General features: G+C 32.9%; 14 protein-coding genes. 9 read left to right on the top strand and 5 right to left on the bottom strand.

Annotated features, from left to right (window positions below):
- The first annotated feature begins 218 nt into the window (after window positions 1-218).
- The 6 genes from B2145_RS11160 to B2145_RS11185 all read left to right on the top strand — a co-directional run bounded on the left by B2145_RS11160 (window position 219) and on the right by B2145_RS11185 (window position 8,776).
- The gene (locus B2145_RS11160) at window positions 219-2,438 is read left to right on the top strand and encodes a hypothetical protein (protein ID WP_291102210.1); all 2,220 of its coding nucleotides are present in this window, start codon (window positions 219-221) and stop codon (window positions 2,436-2,438) included.
- Window positions 2,419-2,601, top strand: a complete 183-nt coding sequence (locus B2145_RS11165) for a DNA modification system-associated small protein (RefSeq protein WP_291102212.1) — start codon at window positions 2,419-2,421, stop codon at window positions 2,599-2,601. Before B2145_RS11160 ends, B2145_RS11165 begins: the two co-directional genes overlap by 20 nt.
- Window positions 2,598-4,700 (top strand): DNA sulfur modification protein DndD, encoded by a 2,103-nt coding sequence (dndD, locus tag B2145_RS11170; protein ID WP_291102214.1) that lies wholly within the window; start codon window positions 2,598-2,600, stop codon window positions 4,698-4,700. The genes B2145_RS11165 and dndD overlap by 4 nt, the downstream gene beginning before the upstream one ends.
- Complete coding sequence (locus B2145_RS11175) at window positions 4,690-6,267, top strand: DndE family protein (RefSeq protein WP_291102216.1); 1,578 nt, start codon at window positions 4,690-4,692, stop codon at window positions 6,265-6,267. The genes dndD and B2145_RS11175 overlap by 11 nt, the downstream gene beginning before the upstream one ends.
- 316 nt (window positions 6,268-6,583) lie before the next feature.
- Complete coding sequence (locus tag B2145_RS11180; RefSeq protein WP_291102218.1) at window positions 6,584-7,720, top strand: saccharopine dehydrogenase family protein; 1,137 nt, start codon at window positions 6,584-6,586, stop codon at window positions 7,718-7,720.
- A 369-nt stretch (window positions 7,721-8,089) separates the two neighbouring features.
- Window positions 8,090-8,776 carry a DUF6629 family protein gene (locus B2145_RS11185; protein ID WP_291102220.1) on the top strand — a complete coding sequence of 229 codons (687 nt, stop codon included), beginning with the start codon at window positions 8,090-8,092 and terminating at the stop codon, window positions 8,774-8,776.
- 550 nt (window positions 8,777-9,326) lie between these two features.
- Here B2145_RS11185 and B2145_RS11190 read toward each other — a convergent pair.
- The 4 genes from B2145_RS11190 to B2145_RS11205 all read right to left on the bottom strand — a co-directional run bounded on the left by B2145_RS11190 (window position 9,327) and on the right by B2145_RS11205 (window position 14,228).
- On the bottom strand, window positions 9,327-9,674 hold the full coding sequence (locus B2145_RS11190) for a DUF1508 domain-containing protein (RefSeq protein WP_291102222.1): 348 nt from the start codon (window positions 9,672-9,674) through the stop codon (window positions 9,327-9,329).
- Window positions 9,675-9,887: 213 nt separating this feature from the next.
- A complete protein-coding gene (locus tag B2145_RS11195) occupies window positions 9,888-10,244 on the bottom strand; it encodes a hypothetical protein (protein ID WP_291102224.1) in 357 nt (118 codons plus the stop codon).
- A 116-nt stretch (window positions 10,245-10,360) separates the two neighbouring features.
- Window positions 10,361-11,560: an AIR synthase related protein gene (locus tag B2145_RS11200; protein ID WP_291102226.1), complete on the bottom strand. Its 1,200-nt coding sequence runs from the start codon at window positions 11,558-11,560 to the stop codon at window positions 10,361-10,363.
- A 478-nt stretch (window positions 11,561-12,038) separates the two neighbouring features.
- Window positions 12,039-14,228 carry a glutamine synthetase III gene (locus B2145_RS11205; protein ID WP_291102228.1) on the bottom strand — a complete coding sequence of 730 codons (2,190 nt, stop codon included), beginning with the start codon at window positions 14,226-14,228 and terminating at the stop codon, window positions 12,039-12,041.
- A 188-nt stretch (window positions 14,229-14,416) separates the two neighbouring features.
- On the opposite strand from B2145_RS11205, the gene B2145_RS11210 reads away from it, so the two are divergent.
- Complete coding sequence (locus B2145_RS11210) at window positions 14,417-15,430, top strand: glutamine synthetase beta-grasp domain-containing protein (RefSeq protein WP_291102230.1); 1,014 nt, start codon at window positions 14,417-14,419, stop codon at window positions 15,428-15,430.
- Window positions 15,431-15,684: 254 nt separating this feature from the next.
- Window positions 15,685-16,644 (top strand): TerC family protein, encoded by a 960-nt coding sequence (locus B2145_RS11215; protein ID WP_291102232.1) that lies wholly within the window; start codon window positions 15,685-15,687, stop codon window positions 16,642-16,644.
- Window positions 16,645-16,708: 64 nt separating this feature from the next.
- Here the strand turns inward: B2145_RS11215 and B2145_RS11220 are convergent, their stop codons facing one another.
- Window positions 16,709-17,206, bottom strand: a complete 498-nt coding sequence (locus B2145_RS11220) for a hypothetical protein (protein ID WP_291102234.1) — start codon at window positions 17,204-17,206, stop codon at window positions 16,709-16,711.
- A gap of 102 nt (window positions 17,207-17,308) precedes the next feature.
- On the opposite strand from B2145_RS11220, the gene B2145_RS11225 reads away from it, so the two are divergent.
- Window positions 17,309-17,878, top strand: coding sequence for a DUF1543 domain-containing protein (locus B2145_RS11225; RefSeq protein ID WP_291102236.1), 570 nt, complete (start codon window positions 17,309-17,311; stop codon window positions 17,876-17,878).
- Window positions 17,879-17,979: the final 101 nt, after the last annotated feature.

Here is a 17,979-nt window from a genome sequence, read left to right on the forward strand (position 1 = left end):
GTAGCGGGTATAAGAAAGTTGTATGCAAGCTTAAAGCTGATTGCACATTAGGTACTTTTGATTTTTCTAACGCAAAATCCAAACTATAAAAAAACCAAAAAAGCCTAATTTTGCCAATGTTAGATGAAAATGAGGAAAACCGTAAAATAAATTAAAATAAATGATTTATTTTTAGTGCTTTATTAATAAAGACATATCTAATCTTAAAAAAATATTTAATGACAATAGACGAAATTTATAAAAATGAAAACATAAGTGTTCGTTCCTATAACGTCTGTAGATATAATGGACTTGAAACTCTTAAAGAAATAATTGAATTTTATCGTGAAAACAGGTCTTTCAATAAACTCAGGAATTGTGGCAAAAGATCAAATGAAGAGTTAACTGAATTATATAGCAAATATAAAAACATTGATTTTGGTTTTGAAGAAAATTTTCAGTTCAAAATCGAAAATAAATTCAAAATAATTATTTCTGAATTATCCAGAAATCAAAGGGAGGTAATAAATAGCTTTATTCAAGTAAATACAAATAGTCTTTCAATTAGAAGTCAAAATGCCATAAAAGCATTATTGGAAGATAATTTGAAAATTAAAAATTTTGCAGATAAAATTTTATTTGCAGATAATTTTGACGTTAAAAAAATAAGAAATGTTGGTGAACTTTCAGTTTCTGAATTAGAAGTTTATATCAATATTATTGAAGATTTTATAATTGAAGTGAGTAAAAATGAAAATGATAAATATTTAATCTCCTTAAAAAATAAATTTCTAATTCAGAATACATTTTCATTGTCTAATATCCCAAATGAAATACTAGAATCCGAATCAATATTTCAATTAACGAATTTTCTAATAAATCAAAAAGCTTTTTACGATAAAAATCAAACTAAAATCTTAACAAAATCTTTAAAAATTTATCTTAATTCTCCTGAACTAACCCTTGATGAAATAGCGACAGAAGTAGACTTGACTCGCGAAAGAGTTAGACAAGTTAGAAAAACAATTTTTGAAGAGTTATTTAACAAACTACTTTTTATCCAAAACTTCGATGATAATTTACTTGAAAAATATAATATCGATAATACTCAATATTACATTGAGATAAATGATACTCAAATAGAAGCCATTAATAATCAAAACAAAACAAACTTCACTAAAGAATTTATAATATATCTAATATATTCCTATTGGTCTTATGAATTTGAACTTGTTGGTAATAATGAAGATGTTTTACTTCCAAAATATTTTAATGCTCGAAATAGGCATAATTGGCATAATTTCTATTTAGTAAAAAAAGAGCTTGTGCTAGAATTTGATTTTATTTCATTGGCAAATGAAATTAGTGAACGATTAAATGAACGTATTGAAGAAACGTATAGTTTCAGTTTTAAAAGTTACTTATCTAATTTTTTAATTAATAATAATTTAGAAATTCTCAACTCAATTATGGAGATTGCAGAAAAAATAGTAAATCAAGAATTCGAAATCTATATTGATTTAGAAGACAATTTAATTTTTGAAAGAAATTCTTCAAAATCAGGTTTTGAATACTCGTATGAAGCATTACAAGAATTAGGTAAACCATCAAAAATAAATGAGATTACTCAAAAAATCATTGAATTGCATCCTAATTATGAAACTGATGATGCTAAAGTTCGAGCTACACTAAAAAGAATAAATGGTTTTGTACCATTTGGTAGGGCGAGTATTTTTGGACTTAAAAAATGGGATAATGAAAAAGAAAATATTAAAGGAGGGACAATTAGAAGTATTGCTGAAGAATTTCTTTCAAATTATACAGTACCTATGAATATTAAAGATATTACGGAATTCGTTTTACAATATCGACCAGAAAGTAATGAAAAAAGTATTATTTACAATTTAAAAATGGAGGATAATAATAGATTCCTTTTTTTTAAAAATTCATTTATTGGTCTTAAATCAAAAAAATATAACTTTGATGAGCACTTACTTTTAAACGATAATGAAAAAGTAATTAAAAAATCTTGGGATGAAAATTATCAAGATTTAATTGATTTTATTTCTACCAATAGTAAATTACCGTCTTCGATAAGTTGTCCTTTAGAAGAAATAAGAATAAATAGATGGTTAAATGTGCAGAGAAGCAAAATTAATAGAAACTTACTTGACAAATCAAAGTTAGAGTTAATTTTAGAAGTAACTTCTAATTATAATTTAAGAGAAGACAAAACAACTATATTCAGGAATGATGGATATAGTGAATTATTGGAATTTGTTAAAAAAAATAAAAGATTACCAAATGCTGGTAAAAAAGAAGAACAACTCTTATATTCCTTTTTCTACAAACAGCGAAAACTCTTTGAAGATTCAAAATTAGGAATCAATGAAGAATTAAAATTTATTGAAATAGCCAAAACAATTCAAAATTTAAAATATGAAAATCAAAGAAACTAAAATATTGCAAGAAAAACGACTAAATGATATTTGTCTGTCAAAAGGTGTTGATTATGATTCTTTAAAAACTTTACTCGAATCTGTAAAAACAAAAAAACTCTTAAAAAGAAATAATTATCATCAACAAAAAATTAATGATATAATCGAAAAAGCAACAAAATGAAGTTTTCAAACATAGAAATAAATAATTTCAGACAATATTATAACTCTGTTAATATTGATCTAACTACTAGTTCTGACAAAAATATTATTATCATTGGCGGTCGAAATGGATATGGTAAAACCAATTTTCTACTATCTATTGTTTGGTGTCTTTATGGCGATAAAATTTCCCAGATAGATGAGAATTTCAAAAAAGAAATTCAAAAAGAAAAAAATTATTCATCTTTTATGCAACAATCTATTAACTGGACTGCGAAAAGAGAAAATAAAACTAATTTTTCTGTAAACATTTTTATCACAGAAATTGAATTACCAGAACTAAGAACGTTGTCTTCAAATACAGAAAGTGTGATTATTGAAAGAACATTTGATGTAGCTACTATGAATGAAACTTTGTCAATTATTGATGCTGTTTCTAAAATTGAAATATTTGATGAAGAAAGTGATAAAATTAATTTCATCAACGATTACATCATTCCGATTGATGCTGCAAAATTTGTATTTTTTGATGCTGAGAAAATCGGGGAGATTGCAAATTTGTCTATAAAAGAAGAAGGGAGTTTTATCAATGATGCGTTAGGTAAAATTTTAGGATTGGATACTTATGAAACACTTATAGATGATGTCGAATTTTACATCAATAACCTTAAAAAAGAAGGAGCAACAAAGAATCTACAAGAATTAATTGCCAATAAAGAAAATGAAATTAGAATATCAGAAATTGATATTGAAAAATTTGAAGAAGAAAACGCTGAAAAGTTAAAAGAGATTGATGATCTTAAAAAGAAAATACGGGAATATGACAATTTAATATCTAAACATAGCAAGCAAGGGAATTCGATATTTGACAGGGAGGCTGTCTTAATTGAAATTGAAAAACTCAAAATTAAAGAAGATGAGCTAAATGAGCGATTTAATGAACTAAGTGAAATCATACCACTTGCGATACTCACTGGAAAATTAGAAGAAGTAAATGAGCATCTTGAAATTCAAGAAAAAAACGAGACTTCCCAAATATTTTCAAAAGAAAATTCAGAAAAAATAGAAAGTTTTATTGAATTACTTTTTAACAAACCTCCTGAACCAGAAAATTCAACAATGTCTTTAAAGGACAAAATGTTTTATTACCAAAAAGCTCAATCATTAGGCTCGGAATTGTTTAAAGAAAACGATGATTATGTAGATTTAGAATTTGAGCACGACTTAAATAACTCGGAAAAAAGATTAATTTCTGATGCTATCAATCTTATAAATACACAATCAAAAGATTTATTTGAAACAACAATTGATGAATTCAATGAAACAAAAATTAAACTTTCTGATTTAACTAAGACACTTAATAAAGTAGATGCTGATTTAGAAGATGAATTAATTTTAGATTATTCTTCAAAAAAGGAAACTTCCGATTATAATGTAACTGAAAAGAACAGAAAAATAGGTGAAAATCATCAACAAATCACGAAACTTAAAAATGATATTGTTAGACTTAACCAGCAATTAGTTACTCTTGTCAAAAAAGTTGACATAAATGAGCAAAACAAACTAAAGATCAAGAAAAGTAACGAATATATTGAAGTTTTAAATTTGTTTTTAGACGAGCAAAAGGACAAGCATAAAGATAGTTTGGAAAAAACAATTCTTGTAGAATTGAAAACCTTGATGCATAAACTAAATAGCGAGGAAAATCAAAGTAAGTTTATTGAAGATGTGAAAGTAACAATTTTAGCATCTGGTCAGGGTATGAAAATCACTCTTATGGATCAGGATGATAATGAAATCAGAAAAGAAAGTTTGTCATCTGGTGAAAAACAGATTTATATTTCTTGTTTAATAAAAGCTATTCTAAAAGAATCAATTCAAAGCTTGCCCATATTTATTGACACCCCTCTTGGAAGACTCGATGAAGAGCATAGAGATAGTATTACTAAAAAATATTATCCTGCACTTTCAGAACAAGTTGTGTTATTTTCAACAAATAGTGAAATTACACCAAAAAGATTTAAAGATATTTCAGCTAATGTTTCAAAATCTTACTTATTGGTAAATGATGGAGCAAATACTAATTTAAAAAAAGGATATTTCCAAAGTTATGAGAATTAAAATTAGCAAAGAAAATGACGAATTGTTATACAAGTTAAAAACTTTATACAATTTTAAAAATGAAGGTATTGTTCCTCGAATTGCATTTTCATATAGTTTGCTCTCGGGTAAAACATTTGATATTGAAAATGAGATAATGCCTAGTTCTGATGGTAAAGAATTTCGTGATGATAAATCTTTGTTTGGAACTATTATTGGTGATAGCAGTAATACGATAATTTTTAAGTCAATATTAGATCAGCATTATAATAAAAATACTTTTGAAGAAGAATTCTCAAAGCTTTTTAAGCTTCATTTAAATCACGGTTTAAACATTTGGAATGACAAGATTGAAAAAAGCAACATCTCAAAAGGGGACCACATCGACATCCTTTTAAAAGCAGTTAAAAATGGATTGTCACTACGAAAGAATATTATTAAAACAAACGTTTCTTCAACTATGATTAATGCAAAACAGTTTGTTGAACCTTTAACTTTTGAATTAGGAAAAACTGATGATGGTGTTAATGTTAAAATTAGAATTAATGATTTAAGGGAATTTGACAATAGAAATATTGCGATTGCAGGTATGGCAGGTTCAGGGAAAACGCAATTGATAAAAGATATTCTTTACCAGATATCAAAGAATACTAATCATAATTTAAAATTCATATTTTTCGATTACAAGGGCGAAGGAAATCCAGCTCAGCTAAAACCATTTTTAGATGCTACAAAATGTGAGTTTGTTGATATTGTTAATGATGGAGGTGTTAAGTTTAATCCTTTTTTGTCCATAAGTTTAGATGAAAGACAGAGGCCTTTTAGTATCAAAGCCTTTGTAGATACAGTAGCCACTTTTGTACCCAGTGTTGGTGTTGCTCAAAAAAATATTCTTACAAATATAATTACTGAATTATTTGACACTAAAAATGGATCATACCCAACAATCGGTGAATTATTTGAAAAATTAGAAGAATATTATGATGAAAATAATAAAAGACCTGACACATTGTTTGCTGGCATTCAAGATTTAACAACTAATATTTTTAATTGTAGTCCTGACAATCCAAATATTTTAGATAAAAGTATATATCTTAACCTCCCACCAGCTCTTTCAGATACTTTAAGACAATTAGTTGTATTTCTACTATTAAGGTATTTTAATACTTATTTTAGTTCTACTAACGATTGTGAGCCAATTGATCATATTTTCCCATTGACTTATGTGATGGTAATTGATGAAGCTCATATTTATTTAAAGAATAAAAATGCTAGAAAAGCATTAGAAGAATTATTAAGACTCCTAAGATCCAAAGGTGTTATAATTGTGATGTTATCACAAGGTGTTGAAGATTATAAAACTAAAGATTTTGACTTTGCATCACAAGTAAAATTGCCAATCTGTTTAAATGTTCAAAACAAAGATTATAAAGCAATAAGCAATTTCGTTGGAACTCCAAGTAGTAAATATAAACTTGAGTCAGAAATAAAAAAATTAGAATCAGGAAAAGGATTAATGAATATAGGGGAACCTAAAATAATCGAATTAAGACAATGGTGGAAGACAAAAAAAGAAGAAAATATATAATTTTCAATACTAAAAGGATACATATTTGCAAGCCGCCCCAGTTGCGCAAAGTCTCCTTATTTTTCGCCATTTTGCTACGAGATTATTTCTCTCTAAACAAAAATGTTTATTAAAAGATTTACAATAATAAGAGTTCAAGGAAACAATGTTTTGTGGTTATAAAGTTCTTCAAAGTTGGGAGATTTTGCGGGGTGGAAACAGCCTTTTTATTATGTTTATAAAATAGGGGTTGGTCAAAACAAAAACGGGACAATTTCGCTAACTAAACGTAAACAATCACCCCAAAGTCAATATCAATAAAAAATTATAAAACTAAATGAAAAAAATTATTGTTCTGGGAGCGGGAATGGTTGGCAAGGCAATGGCTATCGACTTATCCAAAAAATACGAGGTGACTTCGGCTGATATTTTTGATAAATCGCTCGACTATCTTGCCTCGAACTATTCGATCAACACAAAGAAATTTGACATATCCGATTCGGCTGTTTTGCAAAAGGAAATCAAGGATTTTGACTTGGTTATATCGGCAGTTCCCGGCTTTATGGGATATAAAACCTTGGAAACTTGCATTAAGGCAGGGAAAAATATTTTGGATATTTCTTTCTTGCCCGAAAACATTGACTCTTTGGATGCATTAGCCAAAGAGAATAATGTTACGGTTATTATGGATTGTGGCGTGGCGCCGGGCGTTCCCAATTTTATTGCCGGATATTATTACAAAAAACTAAAAATATCCGAAATTGAATATATGGTTGGCGGTTTGCCAAAAATCAGGGTTTTCCCTTTCGAATACAAGGCTCCGTTTTCGCCAATAGATGTTATCGAGGAATATACCCGTCCTGCAAGATATGTTGAAAATGGTTTTGAAGTCATAAAACCGGCGATGTCTGACACGGAACTGCTTAACTTTGATCCTGTCGGGACGTTGGAAGCTTTTAATATTGACGGTTTGCGTTCGCTCATTTATAATTTGCCCGATGTTCCCAATATGAAAGAAAAAACATTAAGGTATCCGGGACACGTTAATTTAATCCAAGCACTTATCGCAGGAGGTTTTTTCAGCGAGGAAAAAATCACTGTCAATGCAACTGAAATCAGCCCATTGGACGTTACCCTGAAAATCCTGTTTGACCAGTGGAAACTCGGTGCCGAAGAGCCTGAATTTACCATTATGCGGGTAAAAATCGTTGGCAGCGACGGTACCGAAACCCAAGAAATTATTTATGACTTATACGCTGAATACGATCCTATCGAAAAGCTTTCGTCAATGGCCCGCGCAACCGGATTCACCGGAACCGCAGGAGCCGAATTAATCCTTAACGGTATGTTTGCCGAATATGGTGTTTTCCCTCCGGAAATTGTCGGAATGAAAGCAAATTGTTTCGACTTTGTGATGAACCATTTGAAAGATCGAAACATCAATTATATCAAGACCGTTAACATAATTGGATAAAATCAAAATTCGACAGCGCAATTATGGTGAAAAAATCATAAATACCGCGAATCAAGGGTTGAAAAAAAAATTGATAACCAATGGCTACACCTCACAGGTTTCAAAAACCTGTGGGGTGTTTTATAAATAGCGATATATTAGGATCTCAACCTTTGAGCCGCATAAATAGATTGCATTTATGTTGCAGTTGCCAATTAATACATATCTTTGGTTATGAGTTAATTATCCAAATGTAAATTTTTACCAACGATTCCGGGAAACGTCCCACTCTAGAAAAAAGTACCTCCCCATTCAACCAGTTTGCTTGCGGGCAATAATCAAGGGGCATTATCCTTCTAATTATTATTTCATCAAAATAAAACAAAGCTTATGTGTTTTTCAGCCAGTGCAAGTTTCGGGGCCGGTATTGTTCTTTCGGCAATAAGTGTTGCCACGATAAAAAAAGTGCAACAGCCATCACAAATCTATTTTGCCAGCATTCCATTGATTTTTTGTGTTCAGCAAATTTCGGAAGGCTTTTTGTGGTTAGCGCTATCAAATCCGGCCTATGCCTCACTGCAACAAGTCACAACTTATACTTTCCTGTTTTTAGCTCAGGTTGTGTGGCCGCTATGGCTTCCTTTTGCATTATTGAAACTTGAAAAGGACGAGAAACATAAAAATTTTCAGAAAATACTTGTTGGAATTGGAGGCTTTGTGTCAGTTTATCTTGCTTATTGTTTAGTAAGCTATACTGTTGAGGCTAAGATAATCGGTTATCATATTTCGTATATTCAGGATTATCCGGCAATCAGCTATTACGGCAGCCCTCTTTATGTTATTGCAACGATTGCTCCCGCTTTTATTTCGAGTATAAAAAAAATGTGGACATTAGGCCTAACTATTTTAACCTCTTATATAATTACAAAACTATTTTATGAGGATTATATTATTTCCGTTTGGTGTTTTTTCGCCTCCATTATAAGCATAACCATATTCTATCTTATGTCTAAATTGAAAGATCTGAATGTAAAACCCGGAGAGGCACCTGATTCATATATAAATGTTTTGCCTTAAATGAAAAGATTTAAGACAACCCTTTTTGTCTATTAATTAATCCTATCATTGTTGTCCGATTAAATTTTAAAAAATGCACATATCGCCCCGATGGGGCTTTAATCAAGGAATAACTATTCATTCTACAAACATTTTGCTCCTAACGGAGCTGTTTTAGTCCCATCGAGACGGAATGTTTGTAGAAAAATTGCTACCCAAATAATAAGCCCCAGCGGGGCGATATGTTTTATAAGTCCCATCAATAAAAGCATTATTCGATTTTATTTTTTTTTATCGGACGACAATTTATTCCTAAATTAAATCTAATCCGAAAATACAAATTCGTTTACTGAAAAATCTAACACATCCCGATTTAGGAATAACTATTCATTCTACAAACATTTCGCTCCTAACGGAGTTATTTTAGTCCCATCGGGACGGAATGTTTGTAGAAAAATTGCTACACAAATAATAAGCCCCAGCGGGGCGATATGTTTTATAAGCCCCATCAATAAAAGCATTATTTGATTTTAATTTTTTTATCGGACGACAATGTAATCCTATATTAAATCTAATCCGAAAATACAAATTCGTTTACTGAAAAATCCAACACATCCGATTTAGTAGCAGCGAGAATGAATTCATCGATGCCTTTTTGCAGTAATAATGGAGTTGTATATTTTCTGCTTGTTGCTACAAGAAGATCTGCTAGCATCATTTTAAAAAAATATTTTCCATTTGCCGCTCTCGACTTCACAAATGTGTAATTCTCAACATTATTTTTCACTAAATCAATGGCTGCTTCACAATCCATCTTTAGTTCAAAAGGCGTGCTTGTAAAAATAGTTTTTCCTTTTCTGGAGGTGAATACAAATTTGTAATGATCATCAAATCTTTTACTGATTACGAATGCTCCCATAATGTAACAAAGAATGTAAATTGGATCAGAATTTCACCAATTTGAATTAAAAAAAACAGCAAAGTAGTAGTGGAAAGCCTTTTGTCGAAAACGACTATTTTTTGTTAAAAAAAAAGCGACAAAAGGAAGTTCTTTTATCTTTTTACAAAAAAAGGGGTTTTCAAAAAAGCTTGCAACGTAGAGCCGAAAAAACTTCTGAAAATTTGAAATAACCTATTCGTTCATATCGTCGTAACGCTCCGGAACTTGCGGGTCATACAGCGGGCATTTGAATTCTTCCATTGTATCCGCGAGAAGATTCATGGTTTTACCTTCGGTTCCGTAGCAATCAATTTTGATGCTTTGGGGTGTAGTTATTATATGAAAAGCACCTTTTCCGTTGGTGTTTTTCCAACTGTTTTCATCTACTTTTTCCCAGTTCGAAAACACGCTATTGATTCTATTCATAATAACATTTATGGGAAGATCTTCCAATCCCTCCACTATTTCCTGCTCCGCAATAGCTTCGTAAACCAAGTGATGGTTGAGATAAATTCCGTCCTGATATCTCCAAAAAAGTAATTCGTACATTTAATAAAATTGAAAGATTGAAAAATTGAAAAATTCGTTTTTATCTGTGTTTCTGCTTTAGCAAATCCGTTTCATCTGCGTTCCAAAAGGCAACGTAATCAAAAAAAGGAAAAATTCTAATATTCAAAAGTTCCGTATTCGCTGGCGATGGTAAGTTTTTTAGTGTCGGCGGCTTCTACCCTGCCCACGATTCGAGCATCGACATTGAACGATTTCGAAATGGCAATAATGTCCTGCGCAATGGCTTCGGGAACATAGATTTCCATACGATGACCGCAGTTGAATACTTGGTACATTTCCTTCCAATCGGTTTTCGATTGTTCCTGAATCAACTGGAATAAGGGCGGAACCGGGAATAAATTGTCTTTTATGATGTGCAGATTTTGTACACCTTGCCTGCCGGCAGGCAGGAAATGCAAAATCTTGGTTTGGGCTCCTCCGCTGCAATGCACCATTCCGTGAATTTCACTGGAAGTATATTGATTCAAGATTTTCTTGATGATGGGCGCATAGGTTCTGGTTGGCGAAAGCACCAACTGTCCGGCATCGATTGGGCTGTTTTCCACGGCATCGGTGAGTTTTACCTGACCGGAATAAATCAAGTCTTCAGGAACGGCGGCATCGTAACTTTCTGGATATTTGGTTGCCAAATATTTCCCGAAAACATCGTGACGTGCCGAAGTCAAGCCGTTGCTTCCCATTCCCCCATTATAACTTTTTTCATAACTGGCCTGACCAAAAGAAGCCAATCCCACAATTACGTCGCCCGCTTTAATATTGGCATTATCAATCACTTTAGAGCGTTTCATTCGGGCTGTAACGGTTGAATCTACGATAATGGTTCTAACAATATCACCCACATCGGCAGTTTCGCCGCCAGTGGAATGTATGGTTACACCAAAGGAATCCAGTTCTTTGATGAGTTCTTCGGTTCCGTTGATGATTGCCGAAATCACTTCGGCAGTTATTAGGTTTTTGTTTCTGCCAATGGTAGAAGAAAGCAGAATATTGTCGGTGGCGCCAACGCACAACAAATCGTCGATATTCATAATCAAAGCGTCTTGCGCGATGCCTTTCCATACCGAAATATCTCCTGTTTCTTTCCAATACATATACGCCAAAGACGATTTGGTTCCCGCACCGTCGGCGTGCATAATAAGGCAATAGTCCTCGTCTTGGGTTAAATAATCAGGGACTATTTTGCAAAAAGCTTGAGGAAACAATCCTTTGTCTATGTTTTTTATGGCGTTGTGCACATCTTCTTTGGATGCCGAAACACCGCGAAGTGCATATCGTTTGCTGGAATCTGAACTCATTGTAATGTAGTTGTATCACTGCTTTTGGGCAGATGGGTTTGCGGCAAAGATAGTAATTTGATTTAGGATTTGGGATTTTAGATTTAGGATTTTAGATTCGGGATTTAGAGTTTATTTCTGGAATTTCAGGATAGGATTTATTTGCTGGAATTGTTTGAAAATTAGTATTTTGTTGGATACGTTTTTGTTGTGCCGTAAGGCACTGAATATCGGTAGAAAAAATCAGTTCGTTGGCGTGCCGTAGGTACGAGACAAAACATAAAATGTCGCGTACCTACGGAACGCCAACGAACTGGATAATAGGGTTGTTACCAACATATAGTGCCTGACGGCACATTGCAATCATTGATTTGTATTATTCATAAAACAGTTTCTTTGGGAATTGTCAAACCAGCTAAACAGAAACAAATATTTTAATCCAAAAAAAAATGCCTATCCAAAACCGGATAGGCATTTTTAATAAAATAGTGTGTTGCACTTATTTAGTAAGCAACAATTCTCTGTATTTAGTCAATGTCCAACTTTCGTCATCCACTAACAGCTCTAATTTATCACAGTGGTTTCTAATTTCTTCGAAATACGGTTTTACGTTGTTGCAATAGGCTTCGGCCATAGCTTGGGCATCAGTCAAATGGTTTGCTTTCTTTCTTTCGTTTGTCATCTCTTCCACTTTAGAATTGATTCCTTCGATATGTCCGGAAATTTCCCTGATCAGGATAATTTGTTCTTTGGCAAGTGTTTTATATTCTTCTCCGAAAATTTCTTTCAAGCCTTTCACGTTTTCAATCAAGGTATTTTGGTAATGGATAGCCGTTGGAATAACGTGGTTTTGAGAAAGATCTCCTATAACTCTACCTTCAATTTGGATCTTTTTGGTGTATTCCTCCAATTCAATTTCGTAACGCGCTTCCACTTCAACGTGGTTCATGATTCCCATTTCTGAAAACAAATCCAAAGCTTCCTGAGAAGCTCTAGCTTTCAACGCTTCAGGAGTTGTTTTGAAATTGCTTAATCCTCTTTTTCCTGCTTCGATTTCCCACGCTTCACTGTAACCATCTCCTTCGAAAAGGATTTTTTTGGAAACTTTGATGTATTCTCTCAAAACGTTGAAGATAGCATCGTCTTTCTTCATGTCTTTGGTTTCAATCAAAGCATCCACTTCAATTTTAAAATCCTTCAATTGTTTAGCCACAATGGTATTCAAAGTGGTCATCGAATTGGAACAGTTTGCAGAAGAACCCACGGCTCTGAACTCAAATTTATTTCCTGTAAAGGCAAATGGCGACGTTCTATTTCTGTCAGTATTATCCAAAAGAACGTCTGGAATTTTACCTACAACATTTAATTTTAAATCGGTTTTTTCTTCTGGCGATAATTTACCGTTGGTCACTCCTTCTAATTCAGCCAAAACTTTTGTCAATTGTTCTCCGATAAACACGGATATAATTGCTGGTGGTGCTTCATTTGCACCCAATCTATGGTCGTTACTTGCCGTTGCAATTGCAGCTCTCAATAAGGTTTCATGATCATTTACCGCTTTGATGGTATTGATGAAGAATGCCAAAAACTGTAAATTGCTCATTGGAGTTTTACTTGGACTTAACAAGTTTACACCAGTATCCGTTGCCAATGACCAATTGTTGTGTTTCCCGGAACCGTTTACTCCTTTGAAAGGTTTTTCATGTAATAACACTTTCAAATTATGACGTTCCCCCACTTTTTGCATCACATCCATCAACAAACAGTTGTGATCTACGGCTAGGTTTGTTTCTTCAAAAATAGGTGCCAATTCAAATTGATTTGGAGCCACTTCATTATGACGCGTTTTTACCGGAATTCCGAGCAACATACATTCTTGCTCCAGATCCCTCATATAAGTTAAGGCACGCGTAGGAATAGAACCAAAATAATGGTCATCCAATTGTTGTCCTTTTGCAGAAGTATGGCCTAACAAAGTTCTTCCCGTCATCACAATATCCGGGCGAGAGTTTGCCAATGAACTGTCGATCAAGAAATATTCTTGTTCCCATCCTAGGGTTGCAGTAACTTTTTTTACGTTTTTATCGAAATATTTACACACGTCGGTAGCCGCTTCATCAATTGCAGATAATGCTCTCAACAATGGGATTTTGTTGTCCAATGCTTCACCAGTGTATGAGATAAAAACAGTAGGAATACATAATGTTGTTCCATAAATAAATGCTGGAGATGTTGGATCCCAAGCGGTATATCCTCTTGCTTCGAATGTGTTTCTGATTCCTCCGTTTGGAAAACTGGAAGCATCCGGTTCTTGTTGAACTAATTGTCCTCCACCAAATTTTTCCACTGGGTCGCTTCCATCGTAAGAAGTTTCAAAGAAAGCATCGTGTTTTTCGGCAGTGCTTCCCGTAAGTGGTTGAAACCAGTGTGTATAATGGGTTACTCCTTTTGACAAAGCCCACTCTTTCATCCCCATGGCTATGTAATCGGCTAATTTTCTGTCTATTTTAGTTCCATGCTGAACCGCGCCTTGCACTCCTTTTAAAGCATCCGAAGTCAAATATTGCTTCATTGCTTTTTCATTAAATACATTTGAACCAAAAATAATTGATTTTCTATCGGTCTCTTCAAAATGAACCGGTTTTCTGGTTGAAGCTTCTTTTAAAGCTTGAAAACGTAATGTTGACATAATAAATTAATTTTTATCAAAGATAATTATTATTTTTTGCATACAAAAAATATTGTATTTAAAATTTAACCCATATAAAAATAGGGCATTCGCAAAAGTAACACAACCAAATGTTATTTTAACCCTATTATTTTATACATAAAAACATTTAAATTACATTTGCAAATATTAAGTAAATTTATATTATTATGGCTAAAATAAAATTAGAGTACCTTTGGTTAGATGGATACGAACCAACTCAAAATCTTAGAAGTAAAACTAAAGTAGAAGAACATGAAAATTTCAAAGGAACATTGGAAGAAATTTCAAATTGGTCTTTTGATGGATCTTCAACAAAACAAGCAGAAGGTGGTTCATCTGACTGTGTATTGAAGCCTGTTGCTATTTACCCTGACCCAAGTCGTATAAATGGATATTTAGTAATGACCGAAGTTCTAAATGCTGACGGTACTTCACATATTTCTAACGGTAGATCTACCATTGATGATGATGGTGATTTCTGGTTCGGTTTCGAACAAGAATATTTCATAATGGATACTAAAACTTTATTGCCTTTAGGATTTCCTATAGGTGGTTACCCTGCTCCACAAGGTATGTACTACTGTTCAGTAGGTGGTAAAAATACACATGGAAGAAAATTAGTGGAAGAGCACGCCGATTTATGTATCGCAGCTGGACTTAATTTTGAAGGAATCAATCAAGAAGTTGCTTGTGGCCAATGGGAATTTCAATTGTTTGCCAAAGGAGCCAAGAAAGCAGGTGATGAGATATGGATTGCTAGATATTTATTAGATCGTTTGACCGAAAAGTATGGTTACTATATTGAATACCACCCAAAACCACTAGGTGATACTGACTGGAATGGTTCAGGTATGCACGCTAACTTCTCTAACGAGGTTCTTAGAACATGTGGGGATAAAGCAACTTATGACAAAATATGTGAAGCTTTCCGCTCAGTTGTTGAAGAACATATCGCAGTTTACGGAGAATTTAACGAACAACGTTTGACAGGTAAACACGAAACTGCTTCTATTCATGATTTCTCTTATGGAGTTTCTGACAGAGGCGCTTCTATTAGAATTCCATTACTTACGGTACAAAGAGGTTGGAAAGGATATCTGGAAGACAGAAGACCGGCATCTAATGGTGATCCTTATAAAATTGCAGCAAGAATTATCAAAACTGTGAAATCAGCATTGTAAATCTTGTCCAATAAAACTAAAAAGTGCTTTCGTAAATGAAGGCACTTTTTTTATGCTTCATAATTTTAAAAAATAACTTTATTTTAGAATAAGTTTCGAACTTAAATAATCAAAAAGTATCTTTGTCCAATAATAATACCGCTAGTTATTTCAAATTAGTCCAATAAAAATTGAACTAAATGAAATATACAGCGGCATTATACTAGAACGATTGGACTAAAACATACTAACCAATGGTATAAAATAATCAATTTATGATTGTCTGGATTTCCTTTTTAGCTGCCATTTTACTATTTCTTACGCTCGATTTAGGTGTTTTCAATAAAACGCCACATATCATTGGGACGAAAGAAGCCAGCAAATGGACGGCAATTTGGGTAATGATGTCCTTTCTGTTTTCTGGGGTAATTTATTGGCTTTATGGCAACAATTACATTTCAAATCCTGACGGACTCAAACCTGCCGCTGCTTCCATAAAATATATCACCGGATACTTGATCGAATTATCACTGAGTGTTGACAATATATTTGTTATTGCCATCATTTTTTCTGCTTTTAGGATCCCCCAAAAATACCAACATCGTGTTTTGTTTTGGGGAATATTGGGAGCCCTTGTTTTTAGAGGTTTGATGATCTATTTTGGCGTACTGCTTATCAACAAATTCACTTGGACCGCCTATTTTTTTGGGGCCTTCTTGATTTTTACGGCCATAAAAATGTTGTTTACCAAAGAAGACGAAAAATTTGAACCTAAAAAATCTTTTGTATACAAAACATTAAGAAAAATCATTCCAGTTACAAGTCACATTGACGAAGAGCATTTCTTTGTAAAAAGAAGGCATATTACGGCGGCAACACCATTATTCGTTGCGTTAATCGTTATCGAAGTGATGGATGTCGTTTTTGCAATGGACAGCGTTCCCGCCATTTTAGCCATAACATCAGATCCTTTTTTGGTTTTTAGTTCCAATATTTTTGCCATACTGGGATTGCGTTCGATGTATTTTTTCTTGGCCAATATGCTGGAAAGATTCAGCCATTTAGAATACAGTTTAATCGCTATTTTGAGCTTTGTAGGCCTGAAAATGTTGCTTCATGATTTAATAGAAATGCCAGAATGGATTTCGTTGACTTTCATTGCACTTTCTCTTATAATAGGAGTTGTGGTGTCTTTAAAAATGAGCAAAGAAGAAGATTCTGATGAAGACAATTAAATAAATCTTCAATCCATAAAAAAAGGAAACCTTTCGGTTTCCTTTTTTGTTTTAGGCTTGATTCTTATAAATTAATTTTCTGAATTTGAGTATCATTCATTTTTAAAGCGGCCATAACCCCTTCAAAATTATTTTTGTCTATTGACGTTGCAAAACTTGCCGGAACAATTACAATTCTTATGACTTGATTCAATCTGTATTGATCCGTAACCGTTTGCAAATTACTTCCCACCATATAAATTTTCACATCATAATTGGTATAATTAAAATCATACCCAAAATCCAGTGTACCATCAGTAAAATAATGGGTTTCCGGTAACAATTTCCAAACATCAGGACCTGTAGTGCTGGTTAATCGATAAGCCAATACTGTATCGGTAGAATAAATTGGAGGATTTAATGTTACTAATTTACTATAATTATTACTGGAATTAAAGGAAGTGGTAACTTCAAATACTTCGCTCGTCGGAGTAATAGGTGTAATTTCCAGACTACCTGATGTTGTACATCCTTGTAAACTGAACAATCCAACAATGACCAAAAGTGCAATTATCTTTTTCATGATTTACTATTTTTTAAGTGTTTACAAAGACATTCCAAAAACCAAACCAAAAAAGTATTTTTGTGAAATATTTTGTAAAATATTTCAATTACTTTTACAAATATGACGGATAAACTAAAATTATACATGGTAATGCTGGGCTGCACGCCCGAAGGCAGGTTTACGGAACAACACGATATTTTTTTTGGAATTGGCAATTCCCTGAAAGAATTAATTCCGAAAATGAAAGATTTTTGGCCAGAAGCCAAAGGAATTCATATTGATGCTTGGCGCGAAGTGACTATGGTTGACAACTTTTCGATAGAAATTGTTGCCAAAAAAGCTGCTGCAAATCCTGTTTCAGATAATTTGTTTTTCATCAATCTTGGAGGATACAAAGAAAATGAGTTTGAAGAATACCATTATAAAATGCTCACGATTGCCGAAAATATGGGACTTGCGTCCAAAAATGCCAAAGCAACCACTTTCTATAAACATTGTGGTTTCAAAGGAGCCACTTCGCACATTGATGACAAATATGGAATCGATGTGGATGATATTTATAATGTCGCCGATATTTTATCCGAAAATTATAAAGAAAAATATTCCCTGAAAATCACAAAAATAAAAACATTTTTCAGAGAAGATCCATTGCATATCGGGTATTTGAAGTTGGACAAAATAGACGTTTAAAAAAAGTAGAAATCAGGAAGGATTCCGTTTGAAAGCTGAGCAATTATTTACACACTTTTTAAGATAAAAAAAAAGGAATTCTCTAAGATCCCGCTAAAAAG

This window comes from Flavobacterium sp. UBA5153 (assembly GCA_002413745.1).
Taxonomy (GTDB): domain Bacteria; phylum Bacteroidota; class Bacteroidia; order Flavobacteriales; family Flavobacteriaceae; genus Flavobacterium.

Bases quoted from the DNA above. Each gene is read 5' to 3' on its own strand.
- B2145_RS11160 (WP_291102210.1), top strand. From the start codon at position 219: ATGACAATAGACGAAATTTATAAAAATGAAAACATAAGTGTTCGTTCC.
- B2145_RS11165 (WP_291102212.1), top strand. From the start codon at position 2,419: ATGAAAATCAAAGAAACTAAAATATTGCAAGAAAAACGACTAAATGAT.
- dndD (WP_291102214.1), top strand. From the start codon at position 2,598: ATGAAGTTTTCAAACATAGAAATAAATAATTTCAGACAATATTATAAC.
- B2145_RS11175 (WP_291102216.1), top strand. From the start codon at position 4,690: ATGAGAATTAAAATTAGCAAAGAAAATGACGAATTGTTATACAAGTTA.
- B2145_RS11180 (WP_291102218.1), top strand. From the start codon at position 6,584: ATGAAAAAAATTATTGTTCTGGGAGCGGGAATGGTTGGCAAGGCAATG.
- B2145_RS11185 (WP_291102220.1), top strand. From the start codon at position 8,090: ATGTGTTTTTCAGCCAGTGCAAGTTTCGGGGCCGGTATTGTTCTTTCG.
- B2145_RS11190 (WP_291102222.1), bottom strand. From the start codon at position 9,674: ATGGGAGCATTCGTAATCAGTAAAAGATTTGATGATCATTACAAATTT.
- B2145_RS11195 (WP_291102224.1), bottom strand. From the start codon at position 10,244: ATGTACGAATTACTTTTTTGGAGATATCAGGACGGAATTTATCTCAAC.
- B2145_RS11200 (WP_291102226.1), bottom strand. From the start codon at position 11,560: ATGAGTTCAGATTCCAGCAAACGATATGCACTTCGCGGTGTTTCGGCA.
- B2145_RS11205 (WP_291102228.1), bottom strand. From the start codon at position 14,228: ATGTCAACATTACGTTTTCAAGCTTTAAAAGAAGCTTCAACCAGAAAA.
- B2145_RS11210 (WP_291102230.1), top strand. From the start codon at position 14,417: ATGGCTAAAATAAAATTAGAGTACCTTTGGTTAGATGGATACGAACCA.
- B2145_RS11215 (WP_291102232.1), top strand. From the start codon at position 15,685: ATGATTGTCTGGATTTCCTTTTTAGCTGCCATTTTACTATTTCTTACG.
- B2145_RS11220 (WP_291102234.1), bottom strand. From the start codon at position 17,206: ATGAAAAAGATAATTGCACTTTTGGTCATTGTTGGATTGTTCAGTTTA.
- B2145_RS11225 (WP_291102236.1), top strand. From the start codon at position 17,309: ATGACGGATAAACTAAAATTATACATGGTAATGCTGGGCTGCACGCCC.